The 22182-nt window shown below is 66.0% G+C and carries 19 protein-coding genes; 11 read left to right on the forward strand and 8 right to left on the reverse strand.

All coding sequences use genetic code 11. The annotated features are described in order from the left end of the window. Positions 1-18: 18 nt before the first annotated feature. Both ACTIIH_RS03595 and ACTIIH_RS03600 read right to left on the reverse strand, forming a co-directional pair. On the reverse strand, positions 19-807 hold the full coding sequence (locus tag ACTIIH_RS03595; RefSeq protein ID WP_441450508.1) for a DUF5819 family protein: 789 nt from the start codon (positions 805-807) through the stop codon (positions 19-21). Positions 808-1037: 230 nt separating this feature from the next. Next, entirely contained in the window at positions 1038-2207 is a 1170-nt protein-coding gene (locus tag ACTIIH_RS03600; RefSeq protein WP_441450509.1) for a CaiB/BaiF CoA transferase family protein, read from the reverse strand. Positions 2208-2424: 217 nt separating this feature from the next. On the opposite strand from ACTIIH_RS03600, the gene ACTIIH_RS03605 reads away from it, so the two are divergent. Together ACTIIH_RS03605 and ACTIIH_RS03610 are read left to right on the forward strand one after the other, a co-directional pair. Continuing rightward, the gene (locus tag ACTIIH_RS03605; protein WP_441450511.1) at positions 2425-3459 is read left to right on the forward strand and encodes an agmatine deiminase family protein; all 1035 of its coding nucleotides are present in this window, start codon (positions 2425-2427) and stop codon (positions 3457-3459) included. A gap of 185 nt (positions 3460-3644) precedes the next feature. Beyond that, a complete protein-coding gene (locus ACTIIH_RS03610; RefSeq protein WP_441091752.1) occupies positions 3645-4085 on the forward strand; it encodes a hypothetical protein in 441 nt (146 codons plus the stop codon). A gap of 202 nt (positions 4086-4287) precedes the next feature. Here ACTIIH_RS03610 and cls read toward each other — a convergent pair whose 3' ends face one another. Then, positions 4288-5784: a cardiolipin synthase gene (gene cls, locus ACTIIH_RS03615; protein ID WP_441450513.1), complete on the reverse strand. Its 1497-nt coding sequence runs from the start codon at positions 5782-5784 to the stop codon at positions 4288-4290. 186 nt (positions 5785-5970) lie between these two features. Between cls and ACTIIH_RS03620 the strand changes: the two genes are divergently transcribed. Further along, a complete protein-coding gene (locus ACTIIH_RS03620) occupies positions 5971-6672 on the forward strand; it encodes an NUDIX hydrolase (protein ID WP_441450515.1) in 702 nt (233 codons plus the stop codon). 83 nt (positions 6673-6755) lie between these two features. On the opposite strand, the gene ACTIIH_RS03625 is transcribed toward ACTIIH_RS03620, so the two are convergent. Next, on the reverse strand, positions 6756-7640 hold the full coding sequence (locus ACTIIH_RS03625) for an enoyl-CoA hydratase-related protein (protein WP_441450517.1): 885 nt from the start codon (positions 7638-7640) through the stop codon (positions 6756-6758). A 107-nt stretch (positions 7641-7747) separates the two neighbouring features. After that, the gene (locus tag ACTIIH_RS03630) at positions 7748-9097 is read right to left on the reverse strand and encodes an MFS transporter (protein ID WP_441091748.1); all 1350 of its coding nucleotides are present in this window, start codon (positions 9095-9097) and stop codon (positions 7748-7750) included. A gap of 170 nt (positions 9098-9267) precedes the next feature. Between ACTIIH_RS03630 and ACTIIH_RS03635 the strand changes: the two genes are divergently transcribed. The 3 genes from ACTIIH_RS03635 to ACTIIH_RS03645 all read left to right on the forward strand — a co-directional run bounded on the left by ACTIIH_RS03635 (position 9268) and on the right by ACTIIH_RS03645 (position 12075). Then, the gene (locus ACTIIH_RS03635) at positions 9268-9747 is read left to right on the forward strand and encodes a TM2 domain-containing protein (protein WP_441091747.1); all 480 of its coding nucleotides are present in this window, start codon (positions 9268-9270) and stop codon (positions 9745-9747) included. Positions 9748-9893: 146 nt separating this feature from the next. After that, positions 9894-11477, forward strand: coding sequence for an FMN-binding glutamate synthase family protein (locus ACTIIH_RS03640; RefSeq protein ID WP_441450518.1), 1584 nt, complete (start codon positions 9894-9896; stop codon positions 11475-11477). Further along, entirely contained in the window at positions 11395-12075 is a 681-nt protein-coding gene (locus tag ACTIIH_RS03645; protein ID WP_441450520.1) for a dienelactone hydrolase family protein, read from the forward strand. The genes ACTIIH_RS03640 and ACTIIH_RS03645 overlap by 83 nt, the downstream gene beginning before the upstream one ends. Before the next feature lie 140 nt (positions 12076-12215). Here ACTIIH_RS03645 and ACTIIH_RS03650 read toward each other — a convergent pair whose 3' ends face one another. Beyond that, positions 12216-12542 carry a hypothetical protein gene (locus ACTIIH_RS03650; RefSeq protein WP_441450521.1) on the reverse strand — a complete coding sequence of 109 codons (327 nt, stop codon included), beginning with the start codon at positions 12540-12542 and terminating at the stop codon, positions 12216-12218. Positions 12543-12842: 300 nt separating this feature from the next. On the opposite strand from ACTIIH_RS03650, the gene ACTIIH_RS03655 reads away from it, so the two are divergent. Then, the gene (locus ACTIIH_RS03655; RefSeq protein WP_441450523.1) at positions 12843-13364 is read left to right on the forward strand and encodes a hypothetical protein; all 522 of its coding nucleotides are present in this window, start codon (positions 12843-12845) and stop codon (positions 13362-13364) included. Positions 13365-13587: 223 nt separating this feature from the next. On the opposite strand, the gene ACTIIH_RS03660 is transcribed toward ACTIIH_RS03655, so the two are convergent. After that, a complete protein-coding gene (locus ACTIIH_RS03660) occupies positions 13588-14391 on the reverse strand; it encodes a 3-oxoacyl-ACP reductase (protein WP_441450524.1) in 804 nt (267 codons plus the stop codon). A gap of 207 nt (positions 14392-14598) precedes the next feature. Here ACTIIH_RS03660 and ACTIIH_RS03665 point away from each other — a divergent pair, with 207 nt between their 5' ends. The 4 genes from ACTIIH_RS03665 to ACTIIH_RS03680 all read left to right on the forward strand — a co-directional run bounded on the left by ACTIIH_RS03665 (position 14599) and on the right by ACTIIH_RS03680 (position 20587). Continuing rightward, complete coding sequence (locus tag ACTIIH_RS03665; RefSeq protein ID WP_441450526.1) at positions 14599-15624, forward strand: hypothetical protein; 1026 nt, start codon at positions 14599-14601, stop codon at positions 15622-15624. A 124-nt stretch (positions 15625-15748) separates the two neighbouring features. Further along, the gene (locus tag ACTIIH_RS03670) at positions 15749-16777 is read left to right on the forward strand and encodes a 3-oxoacyl-ACP synthase III (RefSeq protein ID WP_441450528.1); all 1029 of its coding nucleotides are present in this window, start codon (positions 15749-15751) and stop codon (positions 16775-16777) included. A 7-nt stretch (positions 16778-16784) separates the two neighbouring features. Next, a complete protein-coding gene (locus ACTIIH_RS03675; protein ID WP_441450530.1) occupies positions 16785-19559 on the forward strand; it encodes an alpha/beta fold hydrolase in 2775 nt (924 codons plus the stop codon). A 62-nt stretch (positions 19560-19621) separates the two neighbouring features. Continuing rightward, positions 19622-20587: an NAD-dependent epimerase/dehydratase family protein gene (locus tag ACTIIH_RS03680; RefSeq protein WP_441450532.1), complete on the forward strand. Its 966-nt coding sequence runs from the start codon at positions 19622-19624 to the stop codon at positions 20585-20587. 53 nt (positions 20588-20640) lie between these two features. Here ACTIIH_RS03680 and ACTIIH_RS03685 read toward each other — a convergent pair whose 3' ends face one another. Then, a complete protein-coding gene (locus ACTIIH_RS03685) occupies positions 20641-22125 on the reverse strand; it encodes a hypothetical protein (protein ID WP_441450534.1) in 1485 nt (494 codons plus the stop codon). Positions 22126-22182: the final 57 nt, after the last annotated feature.

Consider the following 22182-nt stretch of genomic DNA (forward strand, 5'->3'; position numbering starts at 1 on the left):
TCCCTGCGGGTCGTGTTGTCACTGTTCACCGACGCACCTCACTTCGTCCGAGGCGCAGAAGTACTTCGTGAATTCCTCCTGGGACTGATGGTCTTCGACGACGAGGGCGCGCCAGCCCACGGGCACGGGCTGGATGTTCGGACGTTTCGCGCCTTTGTCGTTGCGGTCGGCGAACGGCACGACGTTCTGACGGGCGGCCTGGTATTGGACGCGCTGGACATCGTCGCCCCAGATGGCCTTCGCCACCTGGGTCGCATAGGCCGTGGCCAGGTGTTCGCTCTCCAGGTAGGCCGGGATCGCGTTCTCCGGGTCGTCGTACTCCTTCAGCTTCGTCTCCAGACGGTCGACGGAGTCATCGCCCTTGAAGTAGTCGAGTTTGACGATCGCCTTCTGGTCGCCGGGCAGATCCTCCCACGAACCCTTGATGTCCGAGGCCACTCCGATGCCCAGCCCCGCCGACCGCGGCGGGAAGAGCTTGTAGGTGGAGTGGTCGAGTTCGACGTCGGTGGCCCGCACCCACTGAGTGATCTCTTCGCCGCTGTCGGTTGTGATCACCGCGCGCACGTCGAAGTAGTAGTCTCCGTTGATCGGTTCGGGGGCGAACACGCTCCACGACTGTCCCCACAGCGGGATCATGTATTTGGAGAGCAGGTCACCGGGAATCACCTCCCGCATCGTCGAAGCAGGGGCGATCCACAGGAAGCTGGCGAAGATATGGAACCCGGTGATCGCCATCGCGATGACCATCAGGGTCCGTTTCACCGCCGAACGTCTCCGAGGTGTGACCTCGGTCGACTCATTGTCCATCTCGGTTCCGGAACTCTCTTGGGAATACGACTGCCGTCACCGCAGGTCCCGCGCTTCGTTGGTCGTTTCGCAGATCTCTCGGTGACAACGCACAGTCAATAGGGTACTTCAGCTGTGGCACTGCCCGCCCGGGTGCCGGCAGAATCATTCGCGGTCATCAGACGCACGATGACCCATCATCCGCGCCCACCGCGCGCACGATGACTCGCCGGCCCACGTCAGAACGCCGCCTACTCGACGGCCCGCAGCCACGCCTTGACCGCTTCGGTGGAATCGCCGAGGATCGGCGGGGCCAGTTCGTAGCTGGGCGGGGTCTCGGACAGCCGAATCGGGTTGGCCACGGTTGGGATGACGCGATCTCCCTGACCCGCCTCGGCGACGGGTTCGAGTCCCAGCGACGATGCCAGGTCCACGCCCTGGGCGATCGAGTTGATCGGTGCACAGGGCAGCCCCGCCTCGGTGAGGATGTCAAACCACTCCTGGTTCGTCTTCTCACTCAGCGCGGCGATGAGCTCGGGTTCGAGGTCATCGCGGTTGACGTTGCGGTCGGCGAAGTTCGCGAACCGTGCATCGGTCGCCCATTCGGGGTGGCCGAGCACCTCGGCGAGCCGGGCGAACTGTTTGTCGTTGCCGCACGCGATGATGATCTGACCCTCCGCCGTGGGCATCGGCTGGTACGGGTAGAGGCTCGGGTGCTTGTTGCCCATCGCCTGCGGAGTGACGCCGCCGGCCACGTACGCGGAGGTCTGGTTCGCCAGCCCGGACAGCGCCGAGGACAGCAGGTTCGTCTCGACCAGCTGACCGACCCCGGTGTCCTTGCGGTGGTTGAGTGCGCCGAGGATGCCGACCGCCGTATGCAGTCCCGTGATCACGTCGACGACGGCGACACCCGCCTTGACCGGGCCCGATTCCTCCGAGCCCGTGACCGACATGAATCCGGACAGACCCTGGATGAGCAGATCGTAGCCCGGCTGCGGATTGTCGCGGCCGAAACCCGTCACCGAGGCGTAGACGATGCCCGGATTGACGGCGCTGACCGTCTCATAGTCGAGGCCGTATTTCGCCAGCCCCCCGGCCTTGAAGTTCTCCACGAGCACGTCCGCACGCGCGGCCAGCTGCTGCGCGAAGGCGAGGTCGTCGGAGTCCTTGAAATCGAGGACGACGGAGTGCTTGTTCCGGTTCGCCGTGAGGAAATACGTCGCATCGTCCCCTCGCCGAGGCGGCGCCCAATGACGTGTATCGTCCCCGGTCTCCCCCTCCACCTTGATGACCGTGGCCCCCAGATCCGCAAGCATCATCGTCGCGTAGGGGCCGGCGAGGACTCGCGAGAAGTCGGCCACGATGGTCCCGGCCAGCGGCCCCGTCCCCTGCCGTCCGAATGCTGCGTCTGCTGCTGACACTTGATGCCTCCTTTGGCACGTTCTACTTGCCTGTTCTTCCTACTTGCCAGTTCTTCGCCTGACTATACGGAATCGACATGGCCGCCCTGGCCCGTGGGGTGAGCGTCCGCGGAAGCGAGCCGAGAGCCGGGCGGGCCGCAACGAATTCCGTCGACCGCCTCGGCGAGATTCTGGCTACACTCGGCTCAGCGACAGTCCACCAGCGAAGGGACGAACGATGACGTTGCACATGCCGGCGGAGACCGCCGCCCAGGACCAAGTGTGGATGGCGTTCCCATCCTCCGGCTACGCGCTCGGCGACACGGAACTCGAGGCCGAGGCGGCACGCGCCACGTGGGCCGCCGTTGCCCGCGCCACCAGCGAATTCACCCCTGTCACGGTCGTGGTGACCAGTGCCCAGACCGATCATGCCAAGCGCCACCTCGGCGAAGGGATCAACCACGAGATCACGCTCGTCAACGCCGAACTCGACGATGCGTGGATGCGCGATATCGGGCCGAGCTTCGTCGTCGACGAGACGGGTGCGCTGCGTGCGGTGGACTGGGTGTTCAACGGTTGGGGCGCGCAGGAATGGGCGAGCTGGGATCACGATGAGCACATCGGAGAATTCGTCGCGGGCCTCGCCGGGACTCCCGTGGTGTCCTCGGATCTGCGCAACGAAGGCGGCGGATTTCACGTCGACGGTCAGGGAACGGTGCTGGCAACGCGCAGCGTCCAGCTCGATCCCGGCCGCAATCCGGGACTGACCGAAGCCGACGTGGAAGCCGAATTCGCGCGCACGATCGGGGCGAAGAAGGTCATCTGGCTCGACCGCGGACTCCACCGCGACAACCAGACCTTCGGCACCCGGGGACACGTCGACATCGTCGCCGCGATGCCGAGCCCCGGCGTCGTCCTCGTCCACGATCAGCGCAATCCCGACCATCCGGACTACGAATTCAGTCGTGCGCTCAAGGAGCAGTTCGCGGCCGAGACCACCGCCGACGGAACACCCTTCGAAGTGGTGCCGATCCCGGCTCCCGAGGTGCTGCGCGACGAGGAAGGGTGGGTCGACTATTCGTATGTCAATCACCTCGTCACGAACGGCGGGGTCATCGCCTGCGCCTTCGACGATCCGATGGACGCCGAGGCGGCCGCTGTGCTCGAGCGCGTCTACCCGGGGCGGAAGGTCGTCGGAGTCGATGCGCGCGAACTCTTCGCCCGCGGCGGCGGAATCCACTGCATCACCCAGCAGCAGCCGAGTCTCGACTGAGCCGAGCCGCTACCGTCGAGAATCTGCGATGACGGCGCGGGTGAATCCATACCCGTAAGAGCCAGACTCGGTATAAGCTGGATCTTGAGGGCACAGTGCCCGTGCGCTGCCACATCGCTGCTCGGACCTGTGCCGCACACCAGTGCCGGAGACGGTGACGTCAAGTTGCGAAGAGGAGCACGACCATGAAGAAGAGATTGATTCTCCTGACCGGCCTCGGAGTCGGATTCATTCTCGGATCACGCACCGGACGCCAGAGCTACGAACGGCTGAAGGCCCAGGCACAGGAACTGTGGACCGACCCTCGCGTCCAGGACACCGTCGGGAAGGCCAACCAGTCGATCCGCGAGAAGTCGCCGGCCGTCGCCGATGCCGTTCAGACCGCGGCCGACAAGGTCAATGCCGCCGCTGCCACGAACACTCCCGTCTCCGAATTCGACGGTGACGAGGATTCGGCTGGTGCGAAGGCAGACACGACGGCGAAGAGCACCACGGCCGCGCAGGAAACAGCGAAGTCCGACACCACGGCTAAGCACAAGTCGTCACTGAAGGCCCAGGACTCGATCACCGATCCCGAGCGTCACCTCGAGGACGAAGGTCCGGCCGGAGTCACCGACGACCGCTGAGCGTCGGCAGGCCGGCTGCGTCGCCGCGCACTTCGGTCAGCGCGACCCCGACCTAGTTCGCTACGGCCCAGAAATAGGCGTATAGCCCAGTTTTGAAACTGGGCTATACGCCTTTTTCTGTGCTGTTTGCGGATCCCGCCGCCTTCGACGTCCGCGGCTCCCACCCGCTCCCACCGCGGCGGCAGGCAACGTCCCCGCGCGCCTACAGCAGCGAGCTCGTCAGGCGGGCGACGTTCTCCAGATACTTCTTCAGGAGCGGCCGTGCCTGCCACTCCTCGGCATCGAGCTCGACGGAGTTCGGGGCGTAGTGTTCGGCTTCGAGTTCGTACATGCGCTGCGCGAACTCCTTGTTGACGATGAAGAGAGTGACCTCGAGGTTCATCGCGAATGACCGTTCATCCATATTCGACGAACCGATGATCGAGACGTCGTCGTCGATGATGAGGAACTTCGAATGCAGCACCGTCGGAGCGTGGTACATGAAGATCCGCACTCCGGCCCGCACCAGGTCGTCGTAGTAGGACTGCTGCGCCTTGTGGGTCAGCCAATGGTCGCTCGTCTCACCGACGTAGAGGCGCACGTCGACACCCGAGCGCGCTTCGGTCGTCAGCGCATGCAGCAGGGACTCGTCGGGCACGAAATACGGCGAGCAGACGACGATGCTCCGGTTCGCGTTGTAGATGAGGTGGTTGAACAGCCGCAGATTGTTCTCATCTTCGAACCCCGGCCCCGAGGGCACGACCTGGGCTTGGATCCCGCCGGATTCGGGGGCGTCGAGTTCGAACCTGTCGGGTTCGTCGAGGATTTCGTCGGTCTCCGAATACCAGTCGGTGATGAACACCGCATCGAGCTCTTCGACGACCGGTCCACGACATTCGAGCGAGAGGTCCTTCCACTGGAAGCCCTTCCGCCGATTGCGTGCTTTGTTGTAGGAGCGATCGATGATGTTCTGGGAACCGGTGAACGCGACGTCGCCGTCGACGATGAGGATCTTACGGTGATTGCGCAGGTCAGGCCGCTGGTACTCGCCCCTCCACGGCCGGATCGGCAGCGCCCGGCGCCAGCTCACCCCCGAGGAGTCGAGCCTCTTGACGAGTTCCGAATACCCGGGATAGCCGAGCGATCCGACGTGGTCGATGAGGATGCGCACACTCACACCGCGCCGGTGCGCAGCCAGCAGCGATTCGAGCAGCCGCCTCGTCGTGTCATCGATGGCGACGATGTAGAACTCGAAGTGCACGAACCGCTGTGCCCGGTCGACGGCCACGGCCATCGCATCCATGCAAGCATGGTTATCGACGTGGAGATCGAAGGAGTTGCCATGGGTCATCGGCAGGGCGCCGAGGTCGAAGTTGAGCTTCGCGGCGGTGCGCAGCGGTTCGGGCATATGGTCGCAGCGCCCGACGATCGCCTGGTGGCGGATCTGATCGCGGAAGAGGTCGTTCATCTTCGCCTGTTTGTCTCGCCGCCGCTTCGGCAGCTTCGATGACCCCAGCAGCAGGAACGCCGCAATGCCCACATACGGGATGAGGAAGATCGCGAGCAGCCACCCGAGTGCGACCGACGGCTTGCGGTTGTGCGGGATCCAGCCGAGCGCGATGATGCGGATGATCATGTCGACCAACAGCAGGATGATGATCAGCCAGTTCGGCCAAGCCTGGTTGATGTTGAAGAACGGATAGGTCCCGAAACTGCTCATATAGTGCCCGTTCAGCCCCGCCCTGTTCGTCACCGGTTGGTTTAGCGGCCTCAGATGGAGGATGTCAGATTGTCACCCATCGTATCCTGCCCGCTCGCGCGCACCCGCCCCACCCCCGTCGCCCCTCTGCCCGAGCCCGGGCATACTGGAAGCAGACATCAACTGCTGTGAGCGAAGGTGCTGAACGTGATTCGAGACATCAACCCCGAAGGCTCCGACCGTTCGGATACTGCCGACAGCGCGAGCCGCGGTCCCGATATCGCCGACGCCGAGGCGGTCCCGATCAGGCCCGCCGTCAGCGTGCTCATGCTCCGTGACGGGGACGAGGGTATCGAGGTGTTCGTCCAGCACCGGGTGTCGACGATGGATTTCGCCGCCGGCGTCGTCGTCTTCCCCGGCGGTCGCGTCGACCCTGTGGATGCGACGACCGCACCGACCATCGCCGTCCCCGATCAGCATGTGCACACCTCCGCATGGTCCGATTCGACCATCGCCGAGGATGCCGAGGGTTGGCGCGTCCTGCTCGCCACCGCTGTGCGCGAAGTCGAGGAGGAGACGGGCGCGGCCCTCGACCCGGCCGGGCTCAAGCCGTGGGCGAACTGGGTGACTCCCTTGGGTCGGCCCAAACGCTTCGATACGTACTTCTATGCGATCGCGGCTCCCGAGCTCGCCGCCGCCCAGCATCAGACGACGGAGGCGCACACGAGCGAGTGGCGCTCGGTGACCGGGGTCCTCACCGATGAGGGAGCCGGACGGCTGAAGCTCATGCGGCCGACGTTCGTGCTGCTCCGTGAGCTCGCGGCGTTCTCCACCGTCGCCGAGGCGATCACCTCCGAGAGGATCATCGATCCCGTCCGCCCGGAGTTCCCATCCAACCGCGGTTCTTAGGTCACCTCATTCGCCCGAATCCGACTTCCCGCGCCTGAGTCCAGGCTCCCGCTGCTTACAGCAGGACCCCGGCGATCTCGACCTCAGCCCTTGGCGCGGGCCCTCATCGCGGCCAGGCGAGTGGCGACGACCTGCTTCTGCTCGTCGGTGCCCAACAGCGCGGCGAGCGCTTCCTGTTCGGCGTCGAGTCCGGTGCTGAAGTCGGAGTCATAGGACAGGTCGACGAGCCGCTTCGCCCACACCAGCGCCGACCGTGACTGGCCCGCGATCTGCCCGGCCAGTTCGAGAGCACGGGCCAGAGGGTCCTCGACGACCTCTTCGACGAGGCCGATGCGCAGAGCTTCTTCGGCACCGATCGCATCGGCGGTGACGATGAGCTTCTTCGCCTGAGCCGGTCCCACGAGCCGTGGCAGCAGCTGGGTGCCGCACATATCGGGGATGATCCCCCAATCGAGCTCCATGAGTGAGAGCTTCGCATCCGGTCCCGCCACCCGCATGTCCGCGCCCAGGGCGATCTGCAGCCCGCCGCCGAGCGCCGGCCCGCGCACCGCAGCGATGACCGGGACATCGACGAGCGACCACACATGCACGGCTTTCTGCGCCAGTGCCCGGGCCGAACCGAGTCGCTCGCCGATATCGACGGCGGTGGCCACGGATTCCGGCGCACCCGGCCCACCGGCATCGGCTGCCTGTTCGGCCGCTTCCTCAGCGGATGATCGGGTCGCGGCTCCCGCCTCGGCGATCCGGGCGAGCTCGGTGAAGTCGAGACCGGCACTGAAGGCACGACCGCGACCGGACAGGACCACGGCCTTGACCTCGCTCGAACCTTTAAGTGCCAGCCCCGCCTCGACGAGGTCTTCGAAGACCTCGCGGGTGAGCGAGTTGAGCTTGTCGGCACGGTCGATCTCGACGTGGGCGACGCCGTCGGTGATCGCGTGGACGACGGTCGAGTTGGTTGTCTCGGACATGAACTGGCCTTTCGACGACGATGCCGGCGCGGAAGCCACCGGCGGATGAGTAACACGACGCGACCGCAGGCGACAGGCCACCGACGCCGGCGACACTGAACGAGCGATCAGCTGCGTTTCTTGAAGCCTAGCGGAGCACCGGTCAGGGTCAAGACGAAAACCACAATGAGGGAGCTCGCGCACATGGCGACGACTCCCGGCCAAGCGAAGTCGGCGAAGAGGACCGCCGAGAGCCAGGCGCCGAGGCTCGTACCCAGGTAGTAGACAGTGAGGTAGATGGCCGCAGAACGGGTCGAATCGACTCCCGGCCGGGCGGCACTCGCCGCCGCGGAAGCACCCGTATGTCCGAGGAAGAATCCCGCGGTGAGCAGCGACATGCCGATGATGATCACCGCAAGCGAATCGACCAGAGTCAGCCCCGCACCGGCGAGCGCGATGACCATTCCCGCCAGGGTGATCCGAGTGCGTGGGTACTTCGTGGCCAGACGACCGTAATACGTGGTGACGACGGTGCCAACGAGGTAGATGAGGAAGAACAGGGCGACCGCGCCCTCGCTCAGGTCCCACGGATCCTGCTGCAGGCGGGTGCCGAGCATCGTGAACGATCCGCCGAAGACGATCATGCACAGGAACCCGGTGAGGTAGATCCGCCACAGACCTCCGCGCAGCGGAATCGCCCGTCGAGGCGGCTGCGCGCTCCCAGCCCCACCCTCGTCGGCGGCGTCGCCGGCCGCGAGGGAATCGTCGGCGGTGGAAGCCTCGGCGCCGCCGTCACCCGCAGTGACAGCGTCCGGGTCGGCCGCCTCGGTGAGGGTGGGTTCTGCATCGGACGGATCAGAGTCGTCCCCGTCGAGGACGCCGCGGCTGCGGGCGGTGGAGAAGAGGTCGTGGCGCAGCAGCCAGACGACGATGAGCCCGAATATCAGTGACACGGCCGCGGTGAACGCAAGTCCGCCGTGCCAGCCGAGGAATTCCGACGCCAGCCCGGTGAGCAGCCTCGAGCAGAGCCCGCCGATCGTGTTTCCGGCGATGTAGACCCCGATCGCTCCGGGCAGCGCGGCCGACGGCAGACGCAAAGAGAGATAGGCCATGGCCGTTGCCGGCACCGAGGCGATCGCCAGGCCCTGGAGAAACCGGACGGCAATGAGCAGCTCCGGGGTCGGAGTGAAAGGTAGGACGAGCGCGAGGATCGCTGCGACGATCACCCCAACGCCGATCTGGCGGGCGTGGCCGATGCGCGGGGCGAGCATCGAGAACGGAATGAGGAAGCAGGCCATAGCCACGTTCGTCGCGGACACGGTCAGGCTCGCCGTCGGACCATCGATTCCGTAGGCATCCCGGATCGCCGGCAGCAGGCCCTGGGTCTCGTAGAGGACGAGGAAGACGGAGACTCCCGCGAGGAAGACCGCAGCTACGGTACGCCGAGTGCTCGTCGGACTCGGCTCACCTGTGCTCATGAGCCCTACGCTATGCCTGACGACATTCGCGGCCCAAACGATTCCGGGGCTCGGACCGTGTGAGACCTGCCACCGCGGGGAGGTGGAGGATAACCCCATCGCCGAGGCGACCCTGGGCCTTCTAGGCTGAATACCAGAAGTTCGACGAGCAGTGAATGGACGTGCCAGCGATGACGGCGACCAGCGGGATTCCCGTACTCAACGCGGACCCGGCGAACAGCCTTGCGGTGCTCTCTGACCCGTCACCCGCTCCACAGAACCCTGCCGCGTCCTCCTCCGGTGTCACCACCTCGTCCCCGGAATCGCTTGCGCCGACCGAAGGCCCGCCCGCGGACGTTGCCGACAACCGCTCCTTCGTCATCACCTGGCTGCTGTCGATGCTCTTCGGGGCCGTTGGCTTTGATCGGTTCTACACCGGCCGGTACCTGACGGGCGCGCTCAAGCTGCTCAGCCTCGGCGGACTGGGGATCTGGTGGCTCATCGATCTCGGCATCGTCCTGGCGGGCGGTCTGCGCTATCGGCGGGAGCCGCTGCGCGGTTACGCGCAGAACAAGGAGATGGCGTGGACCGCCACCGGGCTCACCCTCATCGTCGCCTATTCGATGCAGGTCGACGAGCTCGTGACGACGTTGCTCGGCAGCCTCTTCTGAGACGGTCCCGCCTCCTGTTCTGACGCGTCTCGGCGGCCTGTTCTGAGACGGTTCGCCGACAGTCCACGACTGTCTCAGGTCTGCCTTTCCTGAAAACTTCACGTTCTCGGTCTAGGCTCGAGATCAGGACAGTTCAAGGAGGCACAATGAAACGGCAATTTCCCATTGTCCGGATGGTCACCAGCGAATCGGCAGGCAAGCAGATCGCCGGAGCGGCGGCGGCCGCCTCGGCCCTCGGACTCGGCGCACTCGCCGCATGGGATCTCACGCAGAAGAAGCACTCGATCCTGCGCAACTATCCGATCGCCGGGCACGCCCGATTCCTGCTGGAGTCGATCCGGCCGGAGATCCAGCAGTACTTCATCGAACGCAACTGGGACGGTCGCCCATTCAGCCGCGACACTCGCACCACCATCTACGAACGGGCCAAGGGCACCCACTCCGAGCACGCGTTCGGCACCGAGCGCGATGTCGACCGTGCCGGCTACGAGTCGCTCATGCACTCGAATATGCCGATCCCCAATCCGCCCCGTCCGCCGCGAGTGCGCATCGGCGGTGACGAGTGCACTCAGCCCTACGACATCTCGCTGCTCAACGTCTCCGCAATGAGCTTCGGTTCGCTGAGCAACAACGCCATCCGTGCCCTGAACAAAGGAGCGGCGCTGGGCGGATTCGCCCACGACACCGGTGAGGGATCGATCTCGCCGTATCACCGTGAGCACGGCGGCGACCTCATCTGGGAACTCGGCACCGGATACTTCGGCGCCCGCACCCCGGAAGGAGATTTCTCCCCCGAGATCTTCGCCGAGAAGGCGCAGGACCCGCAGGTGAAGATGGTGTCGCTCAAGCTCTCCCAGGGCGCGAAGCCGGGCATCGGCGGCGTGCTGCCCGGGCCGAAGGTCACCGAGGAGATCTCCGAGATCCGCGGCATCCCCGTCGGCCAGACCTGTATCAGCCCTCCCGGACACACGGTCTTCTCGACTCCGATCGAACTGCTCGAATTCATCCGGCAGATGCGTGAGCTCTCCGGCGGCAAGCCCGCCGGATTCAAACTGTGCGTCGGTTCGCGCACGGAGTTCCTCGCGATCGTCAAGGCTATGGTGGAGACCCAGATCCTGCCCGATTTCATCATCGTCGACGGATCCGAGGGCGGCACGGGTGCTGCACCATTGGAGTTCGAGGACAATGTCGGTCTGCCTCTGACTCAGGGGCTGATGATCGTCCACAACGCGCTCGTCGGTGCGGGCCTGCGGAAGCAGATCAAGGTCGGCGCTTCGGGCAAGATCGCCACCGGCACCGATATCGTCAAACGCCTCATCCAGGGTGCCGACTTCACGAACTCCGCCCGCGCGATGATGATGGCCGTCGGCTGCATCCAGGCCCAGGCCTGCCACACGGGCAAATGCCCCGTCGGCGTCGCCACACAGGATCCGCGGCGAGCGCGCGCCATCGACGTGCCCACCAAGGCCGAACGTGTGCGCAACTACCACGATGGAGTCGTCGCAGAGGCGATCCGCCTCATGGCATCGATGGGTGCGGCAGCACCGGACGAGCTGGAGCCGACGATGCTGCGACGCAATGTCTCGGCCTCCGAGTCGTGGTCATATGCTCGCCTCTACGACTGGCTGAAGCCTGGCGAGCTCCTTGATGACACCCCCTCGGAGTGGGCCGACGACTGGGCCACGGCCCGCGCGGACACCTTCACCATCCCCCGCGGACACAGCCGCTGAGCCGCCGTCGCTTCCGAAAGGATTGCCCATGACCACCCTTGTACTTCTCCACTCGGCTCTGGGGCGGACGTCCGGGATGGACGCCATCGCCGAACGCTTCGCCCTGGCCGGATATGCCGTGCACACTCCCGACGTCTACGCGGGCAGGACCTTCGACGACGCAGAATCGGCAGTCGCCCATTCCCAGGAGGTCGGGTTCTCGACCCTCGTGGATCGGGTGAAGGACGCCTGCGAGGACCTCGGCGCCGATCTCGTCTTCGGCGGATTCTCACTCGGTGCCGCGCTCGCTCAGCAGATGGGCAAGAACGATCCGCGCGCCCGCGGAGTCCTGCTCTTCCACGGCGGTGGCTTCCCCAAGCCGACGCGCTGGCAGGTAGGAGTGCCGGTGCAGGCTCATTTCGCCGTCGACGACTCCTGGCGCAGCCCGGGCACGATCGAGACGCTGATGGAGTCTGCGACGCAGGCGGGTGCGCAGGCAGAGTACTTCCTCTACCCGGGCAGCACACACCTGTTCAGCGACCCGACCACACCGGACTACCGCGAGGACAGCGCCGAACTGCTCTTTGAGAGGGCCTTGGCCTTCCTCGACCGGTTCTGAGGTCCCCCACTCACCATCGGGGCCACCTCGCAGGCAGGTTGCCTCGCGGTGGAAGCGCCGACCGCTCGAGTCAGCGCCGAGCGCTCATGCCACCGTCGACCGATCACCTCAGCACTCCACCACCTTGCCGACCGCTCGAGTCAGCGCCGAGCGCTCAACGCATACCTCGGTACAGCGGCGTTGAGTCGAGCGGTCGGCAAAATCTGTCCCTTGCAGATGAGAGCTGACCACCCTCGAACCCATTCGTTTGATTCCATTTGCTGATTTCTATTGCCATTTGACTTCAATGAAGGCACACTGTCTTCATGGTGACCGTCTTCAGCACCAAGAGACTTCGCAGCCTCGGCTTCGCGCACAAGGACATCGTCAAGGCCGCGCAGTGCTGTCTGCAGAGGGTCCGACGTGGCCAATTCGTCCTCACCCGGCCTTGTGATCAGCAGGCTCACGCCGTGCTGCAGGACGTACACTCGGCATCCTCGACCTCGTACCCTCGGACGTATGGGGACATTCGCGACACAACCGAAGACCTCAAGTCCCTGATCCGGTCGTACGCTGATGACCGGTTGCCTGACGCTGCTTTCTCCCATGTGTCAGCGGCCTTGTTACATGGTCTCGATCCACCGTTCCCCGCAGTCGACAAGTGCGAGATGATCCGGACCGGAACTCGCCGGAGCAGCGACACTCTCCACATTCGTGATCGGCACCTGCCTCCAAATGACGTCGGTTCGATCGGAGGACTCCCCGTCACGACATTGCTCAGGACCCTCGTGGACATTGCTCGCGAATACGACCCAGAGTTCTCGGTCCCATTGCTCTCGGACGCACTTCGCCGGCGGTTGGTCACCAAAGCAGCACTGCGAACCGCCCTTCCACCGGTCCACCGAGGCTGTCGCACCGCCGCTCTTGCCATCAGCCTCGCGGACGCGAACCACGAGTCAGCAGCAGAATCGATCACTGCAGTCAAGTTCTATCGCTTCGACATCACCGGAATGATCCCTCAAGTCGAGACCTGCGACGCGGCTGGAAATCTCCTCGGCCGCAACGACTTCCGCCATGAGAAGTACGGACTGATCGTCGAATGCCACGGTGTCGGAAAGTACTTCATGGGGCGCACCAGTCCCGACGAAGCCAGCAAGACGAACCATGAACGCCACATGAAGCTGCTCAACGCGGGGTTCCGCATCTTCAATCTCGTCTGGGCGGACCTGTTCCGGCCCCATGAGTTCATCAAGATCAAAGCTGAACTGGACACGATGGCGAAGAGCGAACTCAACCAGCGCAGCGAATGACCTTGACTCCCCTGCCGACCGCTCATCTCAGCGTCGCTGTATCAAGTTATACGCCGCGCGCTCGACGCGGAGTCGAGCGGTCGGCGTGGCGGCGTCCAGCTGAGCTGCTCTCTCGGCGACAACACGCGCAGTCGAGGCTAGGCCGAGCGGCGGGCACTGAGTCGAGCGGTCGGCGTGGCGACGGCGAGCTGAGTTGGTTCGCTCTACGTTGCGGTGGGACCGGTCACCCCATGACGAGGCCGTTGTCGACGATGAGGTGCTGGCCGGTCACCGCACGCGGAGCGGGAGAGGCGAAGAATACCACCGCCGAGGCGAAGTCCTCCGGAGTCGTCACCCGTCTCAGTGCGCTGGCGGCGGCGATCTGGTCGAAGACCGCTTCGGGTGTCGCCGAGGAGGCATCCGTTGTGCGCAGCAGTCCGCCGGAGACCATGTTCACCCGCACCCCGGCCGGTCCGAGATCCTTCGCGAACGTCCTCGTCAGCGACAGCAGCGCCGCCTTCCCGGCCGTGTAGTCGTGGTACGGCACGACCGGATCCTGGAACAGGTTGGTGCCGATGTTGATGACGCGGCCGGAACCGAGCTCGCGGAAGCCGTGCATCGCGGCCTGGATCGTGTTGACCGCACCTTCTACCGAACCGTGGAACTGGTCGGCGAAATCCGAATAGTCGATCTCATCGGCCGGTTGGCGTTCATCGCCGTTGAACGAGAAGTCTGCGAGAGCGTTGTTGACCACAGTGGATACGGGAGTACCGAACTCGGCGGCCGCGGTTTCGAACATGGCGTCGACGGAGCGGGAGTCCGTGACATCGGCTTCGATGGCCACTGCACTTCCACCGCGAGCGCGGACCGCCTCGGCGAGCTCTTCTGCGGTCTCGGCCGAGTATCGGTAGTTGATGACCAGCGCCGAACCTTCCGGTGCGAAGGCCTTCGCGATCGCAGCGCCCAGGCCGCGTCCGGATCCGGTGACGAGCACGAGCTGCTCGTCGAGAGGCAGGGCCTCGGAGGTGAATGCCTGGGGGTTGCTCACCGCGTGTCTCCTTCGCACATCAATGGGCGGATCCTGACCCCGCCATACCCAGGAACCAAAAGCGCCAGGACGCAGCTGCTCCTGGACGGAGTCATGCGCGACGTCGCTGCAGCGCGGCGCATATGGGCGACGGAACGTGCTCTAAGCGGCATGAGTCCATAGACTGAAAAGAAGACCACCGTTGTCCATCCCCAGGAAGTCACCCTCATGAACGAGCTCGGCGCCGGCATCTCTATCGGAGTCCTCGCGGCTCTCGTCGTCTTCGTCATCTACTTCATCGGAGCGAAGCTCGGACGATGGCAGCCCAGGAACCCCGCCAGCGGCGGCCCCCAGGGCGGCTACCCGCAGACTCAGTACGGTCAGAACCCCTACGGCCAGGCCGGCTACAACCAGTCCGGTCGCCCGTGGAGCAGCGACGATGAGACCCGTGTGCTTCCCAACAACGCACAGGGCTACGACGCCCAAGGCTACGACGACGTCGACGCCGATCAGCCGCGGGCCACGAAGGGAGAACTCGCCGCCAACATCCAGCACTCCGGCCAGATGATCGAGGCCAACCGGCGGGCCGCCACCGCGGCCAACGGCGACACCGTCGCAGTGTTCACCTACATCCTCGGCGCCGCACTCATCGCCGTCGTCGCCTTCGTGTTCTTCAACAACCTGCTGCTGCCGGCCACCATCGGTGCGCTGACGGGCGCGATCATCTGCGTGGCGCTGTCGGCGACCTACACGATCAAGCACCTGGACTTCTGGCCGGACAATGCGACGATCTCGATCATCAACCTGCTCGTCGCCCTGGCCGCATCGATCTTCATGTACATCGGGTCCGTGCAGACGGTGCGCGACAACATCAGCCTGTCCACGATCACCGACTCGTTCGACGCCCTGCCCTTCAGCGACGGCTTCTCCGCCTTCGCCGTGGCCATCGGTGACCGGGTGGTGACGTTCTTCAAGGACTTCGGCTTCCTCGGCTTCGTGTTCCTGCTGTTCATGGGCATCGGCTGCATCATCGTCTTCACCCTGGCCGCGAAGTCGCTCATCGACGTCATGGACTGGCGGATCTTCGCCCAGTTCGGCCACAACGTCACCGACCGTCCCATGTCGTATTCGCGTGCCGTGCGCTTCCAGACGTCCAAGGTCTCACATACTGTGACCTCGCTCGTCCTCGCCGTCATCGCCGTGCTCGCGGCAACAGGATTGCTCTACGACGGCTTCACCTGGTTCACACGCTGAGCAACATCTCAGAAACCGGGCGGTAAGATAGGTCCGGAATTCCCCCGTGGTGACGCGTCAGGCGCGCGCCTCTGCGGACGATATCGACACCGACGAACGACCCGAAAAGGGATGAGTACTTCAATTGGCGAATGGCAACGCAACATTTCGGCACTCCAACGTGGCCCTGCTCGGCCTGACCGAGACCCTGGCCCCGAACGAAGTGACCTCGCAGGAATTCGACGACCGCCTCGCCGATACTCTGTCCTCCCTCAAACTGCCGCAGGGTCTGCTCCAACGCGTCGCCGGTGTATACGCCCGCCGCAACTGGGATGAGCCCCACCAGTTCACCGATGGTGCGATCGCGGCCGGAAAGAAGGCCCTCGCCGAGGCGGGGGTCCCTCCCGACGCCATCGGACTGATGGTCAACACCTCCGTGACCCGTGAGCACCTGGAACCGTCCGTGGCCGTCGGCGTCCACGCCGGCATCGGGCTCGGCCCGCAGGCGATGAACTTCGACATCGCCAACGCCTGCCTCGGATTCGTCAACGGAATGACCCTGGCCGCGAACATGATCGACGCCGGGCAGATCGAGTACGCCCTCATCGTCGCCGGCGAAGACGCCTCCCGCGTCCAAGACGCGACGCTGCGTCGCCTCAACCGTCCGGACATCACCCGCGAGGAGTACCTCAACGAATTCGCGTCCCTGACCCTGGGCTCCGGCGCTGCCGCCGCCGTCCTCGGCCCGGCCGACAGACATCCGGAGGGCCACCGCATCCTCGGCGGGATCACCCGTGCGGCCACCCAGCATCACGAGCTGTGCGTCGGCGACCACAACGGAATGTTCACCGACACGAAGGGGCTGCTCTCCGGCGGCATGGAACTCGTCGTCGCCGCGTGGGAGGAAGCCCACGAGACCGGTTGGAACTGGCGGGAGATGGACCGCTACGTCATGCACCAGGTCTCCGATGTGCACACGAATTCGATCACGAAGGCCGCGAACCTCGACCCCGACCGGATCCCCGTGAGCTATCCGGAGCTGGGCAACGTCGGCCCCGCCTCCCTGCCCATCACCCTGTCCCGTGAGGCCGAGAACCTCAAACCCGGCGACCGCATCCTGTGCATGGGCGTCGGCTCCGGCCTCAACACCGCCATGACCGAGATCGAGTGGTAGAGACTTCATGAGATTTCCTGCACGGCCGGCCACGACTCCCCCGCAGCTGCCCGAGTGGGACCCCGCCTGGTCCCGCATCGTCGAGGCGGAAACCTCCGATGGGACGCATGCGTTCCATGTGCTCGACACACTGCCCGCCCTGACCGCCGCCGGGGTGGAGCCGACGGGCACGATCGTCGCCCTCCACGGCAACCCGACCTGGTCGTACCTGTGGCGCAGGCTCGCCCAGGCCACCATCGATGCCGCACAGTCCGGCGGCCGCGCTTGGCGGCTCATCGCCCCCGACCAGCTCGAGATGGGCTTCTCCGAACGACTCGCCCACTCCTCGATGCCGGCCCCGGAATCCGCCGAGGTGCGGCGCATCGCCGATCGCATCAGCGATTTCGACGCGGTCGTCTCAAACCTGTTCGCCGAGGTGGCCGCCACCGGATCCGCCACCCACCCGATCGTGACGATCGGTCACGACTGGGGCGGAGTCCTCTCACTCGGCTGGGCCGCCCGGAACACCGAACTGGTGTCCGCGGCGATCAGCCTCAACACGGCCGTCCACCAGCCCGAGGACGCCCCGGTGCCCGCGCCGCTGCGCGCGACCCTGGCCGGGCCCATGCTGCCTGCGGCCACCGTTCTCACCGACGGCTTCCTGCGCGTCACCCTCGCCTTGGGCGATCTCGATGCCGAGACCAAGGACGCGTTCCGCGCCCCGTACCGCACACCTGCGGACCGGTGGGCGATCGGCAACTTCGTCGCCGATATCCCCGTCGATGACACTCATGCCTCCGATCCCGAACTCCAGCGCATCGGCCAGGACATCGCCGCCTTCGACAAACCGGCGCTGCTCGTCTGGGGCCCGAAGGATCCGGTGTTCCTCGAACGCTATCTGCGCGACCTGCGCCAGCGCCTGCCGCAGGCCGACATGCACCGGTTCGAAACAGCCTCCCACCTCGTCAGCGAGGACCACGATGTACCCGGTCTCGTCCTCGACTGGCTGAGCTCCCGGTTCGATTCGCCCGACGCTGCGAATACCCCCACCGAGGCGGCCCCCGCGAAGGGATCGTCCGCGCGGAAGGACACGGCCGCCTCGGCGAAGGGATCGGTCCCTGCCGGCGCCGGCTCAGCGTCCGATGCGGACGTCCGCGCGGTGACGGCGATCCTCAATGCCCGCCGTGACGACGAGGCGATCGCCTCGGTCGACTTCGCGCAGAATCCGGCGCAGCAGATCACCTGGCACCACCTGTGGCACGTGACGACGTCGATCGCGAACGGATTGCTCGACCTCGGGGTGAAGCCCGGGGACCGGGTGTCGATGCTCGTGCCTCCGGGCAACAATCTCACCGCCGCGCTCTATGCATGCCTGAAGATCGGGGCGGTCGCCGTCGTCGCCGATGCCGGACTCGGCCCGAAGGGAATGACTCGAGCGATCACCTCGGCCGATCCGCAGTGGATCATCGGGGAACTGCCCGGACTCGCTCTGGCCCGCGCTTTCGGCTGGCCGGGACGGCGCATCTCGGTGAGTCCGCTCGGACCTGTGCGCTCGCGCTTGTTCAAGGCAGAGACGAGCCTGACCGAACTCTCCCGCACCCCGCACCGGGCCGAGCTGCCGACCCCGGCCCCGGATGCCGATGCGGCGATCCTCTTCACCTCCGGGTCGACCGGACCGGCGAAAGGCGTGCGCTATACGCACGCGGACATCTCCGCGCTGGCGGCCGTGCTGACCAGGACCTTCAACGTCACGGAGGGCACCGGTCTGGTCGCCGGGTTCCCACCGTTCGCCCTGTTGGGCCCGGCCATCGGCGCCACCTCGGTGACACCGGACATGTCGGTGACGAAACCGAAGACGCTCACGGCCTCAGCGATCGCCGATGCGATCATCGCCGGACGGGCCACCATGGTCTTCGCCTCCCCGGCCGCATATACGAATGTCGCCGCGACCGCCGGCGAGCTCGACGATCAGCAGCGGGCAGCGTGTGCGGGGGTCGAACTCGTGCTCTCGGCGGGTGCACCTGTGCCTCTCGAACTCATGGATGCCATCGCCGGAGTGTTCCCGAACGCGTCCATCCACTCCCCCTACGGCATGACCGAGGGGCTCCTGCTCACCGACATCGACCGCGACGGGGTGGCTGCCGCCGCTGCCACCGGCGGTCTCGGAGTGTGCGTGGGGCAGCCGATCGACGGCGTCGAACTCGCACTGGCACCCATCGATGAATCCGGACGATCGACCGATGAGCTGATACAGGGCGAAGACGCGCGGGGCCGCCTCGGCGAATTCGTCGTCAGTGCCGCCCACATCAAGTCCGGCTACGACAATCTGTGGCGCACCACCGCGGATTCGGCCCGTGATGATCTGCATGGTCTGACCTGGCACCGAACGAACGACATCGGGCATATCGACGATGCTGGTCGGGTGTGGCTCGAGGGGCGGCTGCAGCACGTCGCCACGACCCTGCGCGGGCCGGTCGGGCCCGGTGGGCTCGAGGCACTCATCGACGCTGACGCCCAGGTCAGCCGCAGTTCCGTCGTCGGAATCGGACCCGTCGGCACCCAGGCGCTGGTGGCGGTGCTCGATGCCGAGGGCACAACACTGTCGCCCGGCCTGGCGCCTTTGGATCTGACTGCACGGCTGCGGGGGAAGATCGCCGAGGCGGTCGGTCATGACCTGACCGCGGTCCTCGTGGCACCCGAATTCCCCACCGATATCCGCCACAATTCGAAGATCGACCGCTCCCGTCTCGCCGCCTGGGCCGACAGCGTCCTGGCCGGTGGGCCGGTGCGGGGAAGCGTCTAGAGGCATCGCCGATATCTGCGCCACCCACGAATCTGCGTCGTCCCCGTTCACGAGGAGCTGAAGTGAGAATCACCGTCACCGGAGCCTCCGGGCTGCTCGGTTCGTCCGTCGCGCGTGCGCTCGTCACCGCCGGTCACGAGGTCACCACTCTGCAGCGTCGCCCGTCGGGGGTCGACGGGGCCACCGATGTGGTGGGTTCGGTGACCGATGCGGCCGCCGTCGATGAGGCGGTCACCGGCGCCGAGGCTGTCGTGCACTTGGCCGCGAAGGTGTCCATGATGGGTGATCCCAAGGAATTCGAGGCCGTGAACATCGGCGGCACCCGCACCCTCGTCGACGCTGCTCGGGCCGCCGGCGTACAGCGGCTGGTCCACATCTCGTCGCCGTCGGTGGCGCATACCGGTGAGTCGATCATCGGCGACGGTGCCGAACCGGCGTCTCCCGAGTTCGCGCGCGGCGAGTATGCGCGGACGAAGGGGGCCGGTGAGCGGATTGCCCTGAGCGCGGATTCGCCCGATTTCCGGGTACTCGTCCTGCGCCCCCACCTCATGTGGGGTCCGGGTGACACTCAGCTCACGGAGCGGGTCATCGATCGTGCCCGATCGGGTCGGATGCCGGTGCTCGGATCGGGCGCGGCGCTGGTCGACACCCTGTTCGTCGACAATGCAGTTGAGGCGATCGTCGCCGCGGTGACCGCGGTCGATTCCACTCATGGTGAGGCGCTGGTGGTGACGAACGGTCAGCCGCGACCCATCGGTGAGCTGATGTCGCGCATCGCGATCGCCGGCGGTGCGGCAGAACCCAAGCTGCGCATCCCGGTGGCCCCGGCTCTGGCAGCAGGGTCTGTGGTCGAAAAGGTGTGGGAGCTCGGAGACCATGACGACGAACCGCCGTTGACGAGGTTCCTCGCCGAACAGCTGTCGACCGCGCATTGGTTCGATCAGCGGCGGACGCAGGACGTCCTCGGGTGGACTCCCCGCGTCAGCATCGAAGAGGGCCTGCAGATCCTCGCCGCGCACTACGCCTGAGGGTTCCTCCGGAACAGGGGCGGTATCACCGGATCAGAGCCGGTGCTGCCGGCTCAGAGCCGGTACTGGTTGTTCTCCTCGGCTGAGGGCCCCTTGCGTTCGGGAGTCTGGGCTTCCTCGCCGTCGTCATCGGCGGGCTCGTCGTCGGCTGTGCCGGCAGACTCATCGGCCTCGTCCGGCATCTTGCCGGAGAGCGCGTCGGCCGACATTCCGGGTTCGCCCGTCGGCGGTGCCTCGAGCGAGGATCCGCTGGCGGATTCGTCGAACTCCTCCGGGTCGAGCGTCGCCGGATCATCGGCCGGTCCTTCGAGCTCCGGGTCGGCCGGTCCTTCGAGCCCCGGGTCGTCCGCCGAGGCGGAGCCGCTGTCTCCGGCATCGTCCTGCTTGAGCGACGGAGCCGCGGACTCGTCATCGTTCGTCGCGTCGCCGCTATCGGCCTGCGGTGCCTCGGCGACATCGGCGTGCGGGGCGGCGGTGGGTCGCGCGGGGAACGACGGCGGCATCGGCGGAGGTGGCGGCAGTTCGGACGAATCCCCTGTCTGGACGGTCGGCTTCTCAACGGGCCGAGAGGGTTCATCAGCATCAGCGCCGGTGTCTCCGGATTCGGTGTCACCGCCGGCGTCGGCCTTGGCGGCGCCGGTGTCTCCGGATTCGGTGTCACCGCCGGCGTCGGCCTTGGCGGCGTCGGTGTCGCCCGGCTGTGCGGACTCGGCGGAGTCTGTCGGCTCTGCGGGTGCGGCCGGCTCCGCGGTCTTCACGACCACTGCGGGCTTCGCTGACTCGGCGGGTCGTACTTCATCCGCCGAGGCCTCGTCACCTTCGGCTCCGTCGGATTCCAGGGAGGAATCTGACTCATTGTTCTGCTCGGCTGCATCGTCAGCCGCGTTCCGACCGGCTGTGTCGTCGACCTGCGCGGATGCCTCATCTTCGGCCGTCGCAGCAGACACTGCCGAATCCTCGCCTCCGGACGCCTCGCCCTCGGCGGAATCATCCTCAGCGGCTTCGCCCTCTGAGACCTCCCCCTCGGGAGGAGACGCTGCGGCGGACTCACCGCCTGCCGCATCTTCCTCGGCGGTTGCCACCTCTGCATCGGCCCCCTCGAAGCGAGACATCTCCGCGTCGGCGCCCTCGGTGGAAGCCGCCTGAGCATCGGCATCCTCGGTGGGGGCCGCCTCAGCGGTGTCCGTCTCATCCGACGAGGTCGCCTCGGCGGACTGGGCGGTCGATCCCGGCAGGGCACCGTCGATGCCTTCGAGGCTCACTCCCGCCTCGGCGGCGAGTCGGGCACGTCGTTCGGCACGGGCCTTCGCCCGCTCGTCTTCGCTCTTCTGCGCCTTCGCCTTGGCCTTCGCCGATTCGCCCTTCGGCTGGGTCGGGCGCACGGCCTCCCAGATGAGCAGGACGACGAGCATGGTCAGCCCGACGATGAGGCCCATGAGGATCGAACCCCACGGTCGTGCCATCGCGAAGAAGTCGAAGATGGCGTTCAGACCGAACATGACGGCGAGGCCGAGGATCAGTGCAACCAGGAATCTCATATCCCCATTGTGCCCTCTCCTGGTCCGAGTGCAGGGAAATGGGTCCACTTTCGTGCC

The sequence above is a fragment of the Brevibacterium sp. genome (genome assembly GCF_052105255.1).
Classification (GTDB): domain Bacteria; phylum Actinomycetota; class Actinomycetes; order Actinomycetales; family Brevibacteriaceae; genus Brevibacterium; species Brevibacterium linens_B.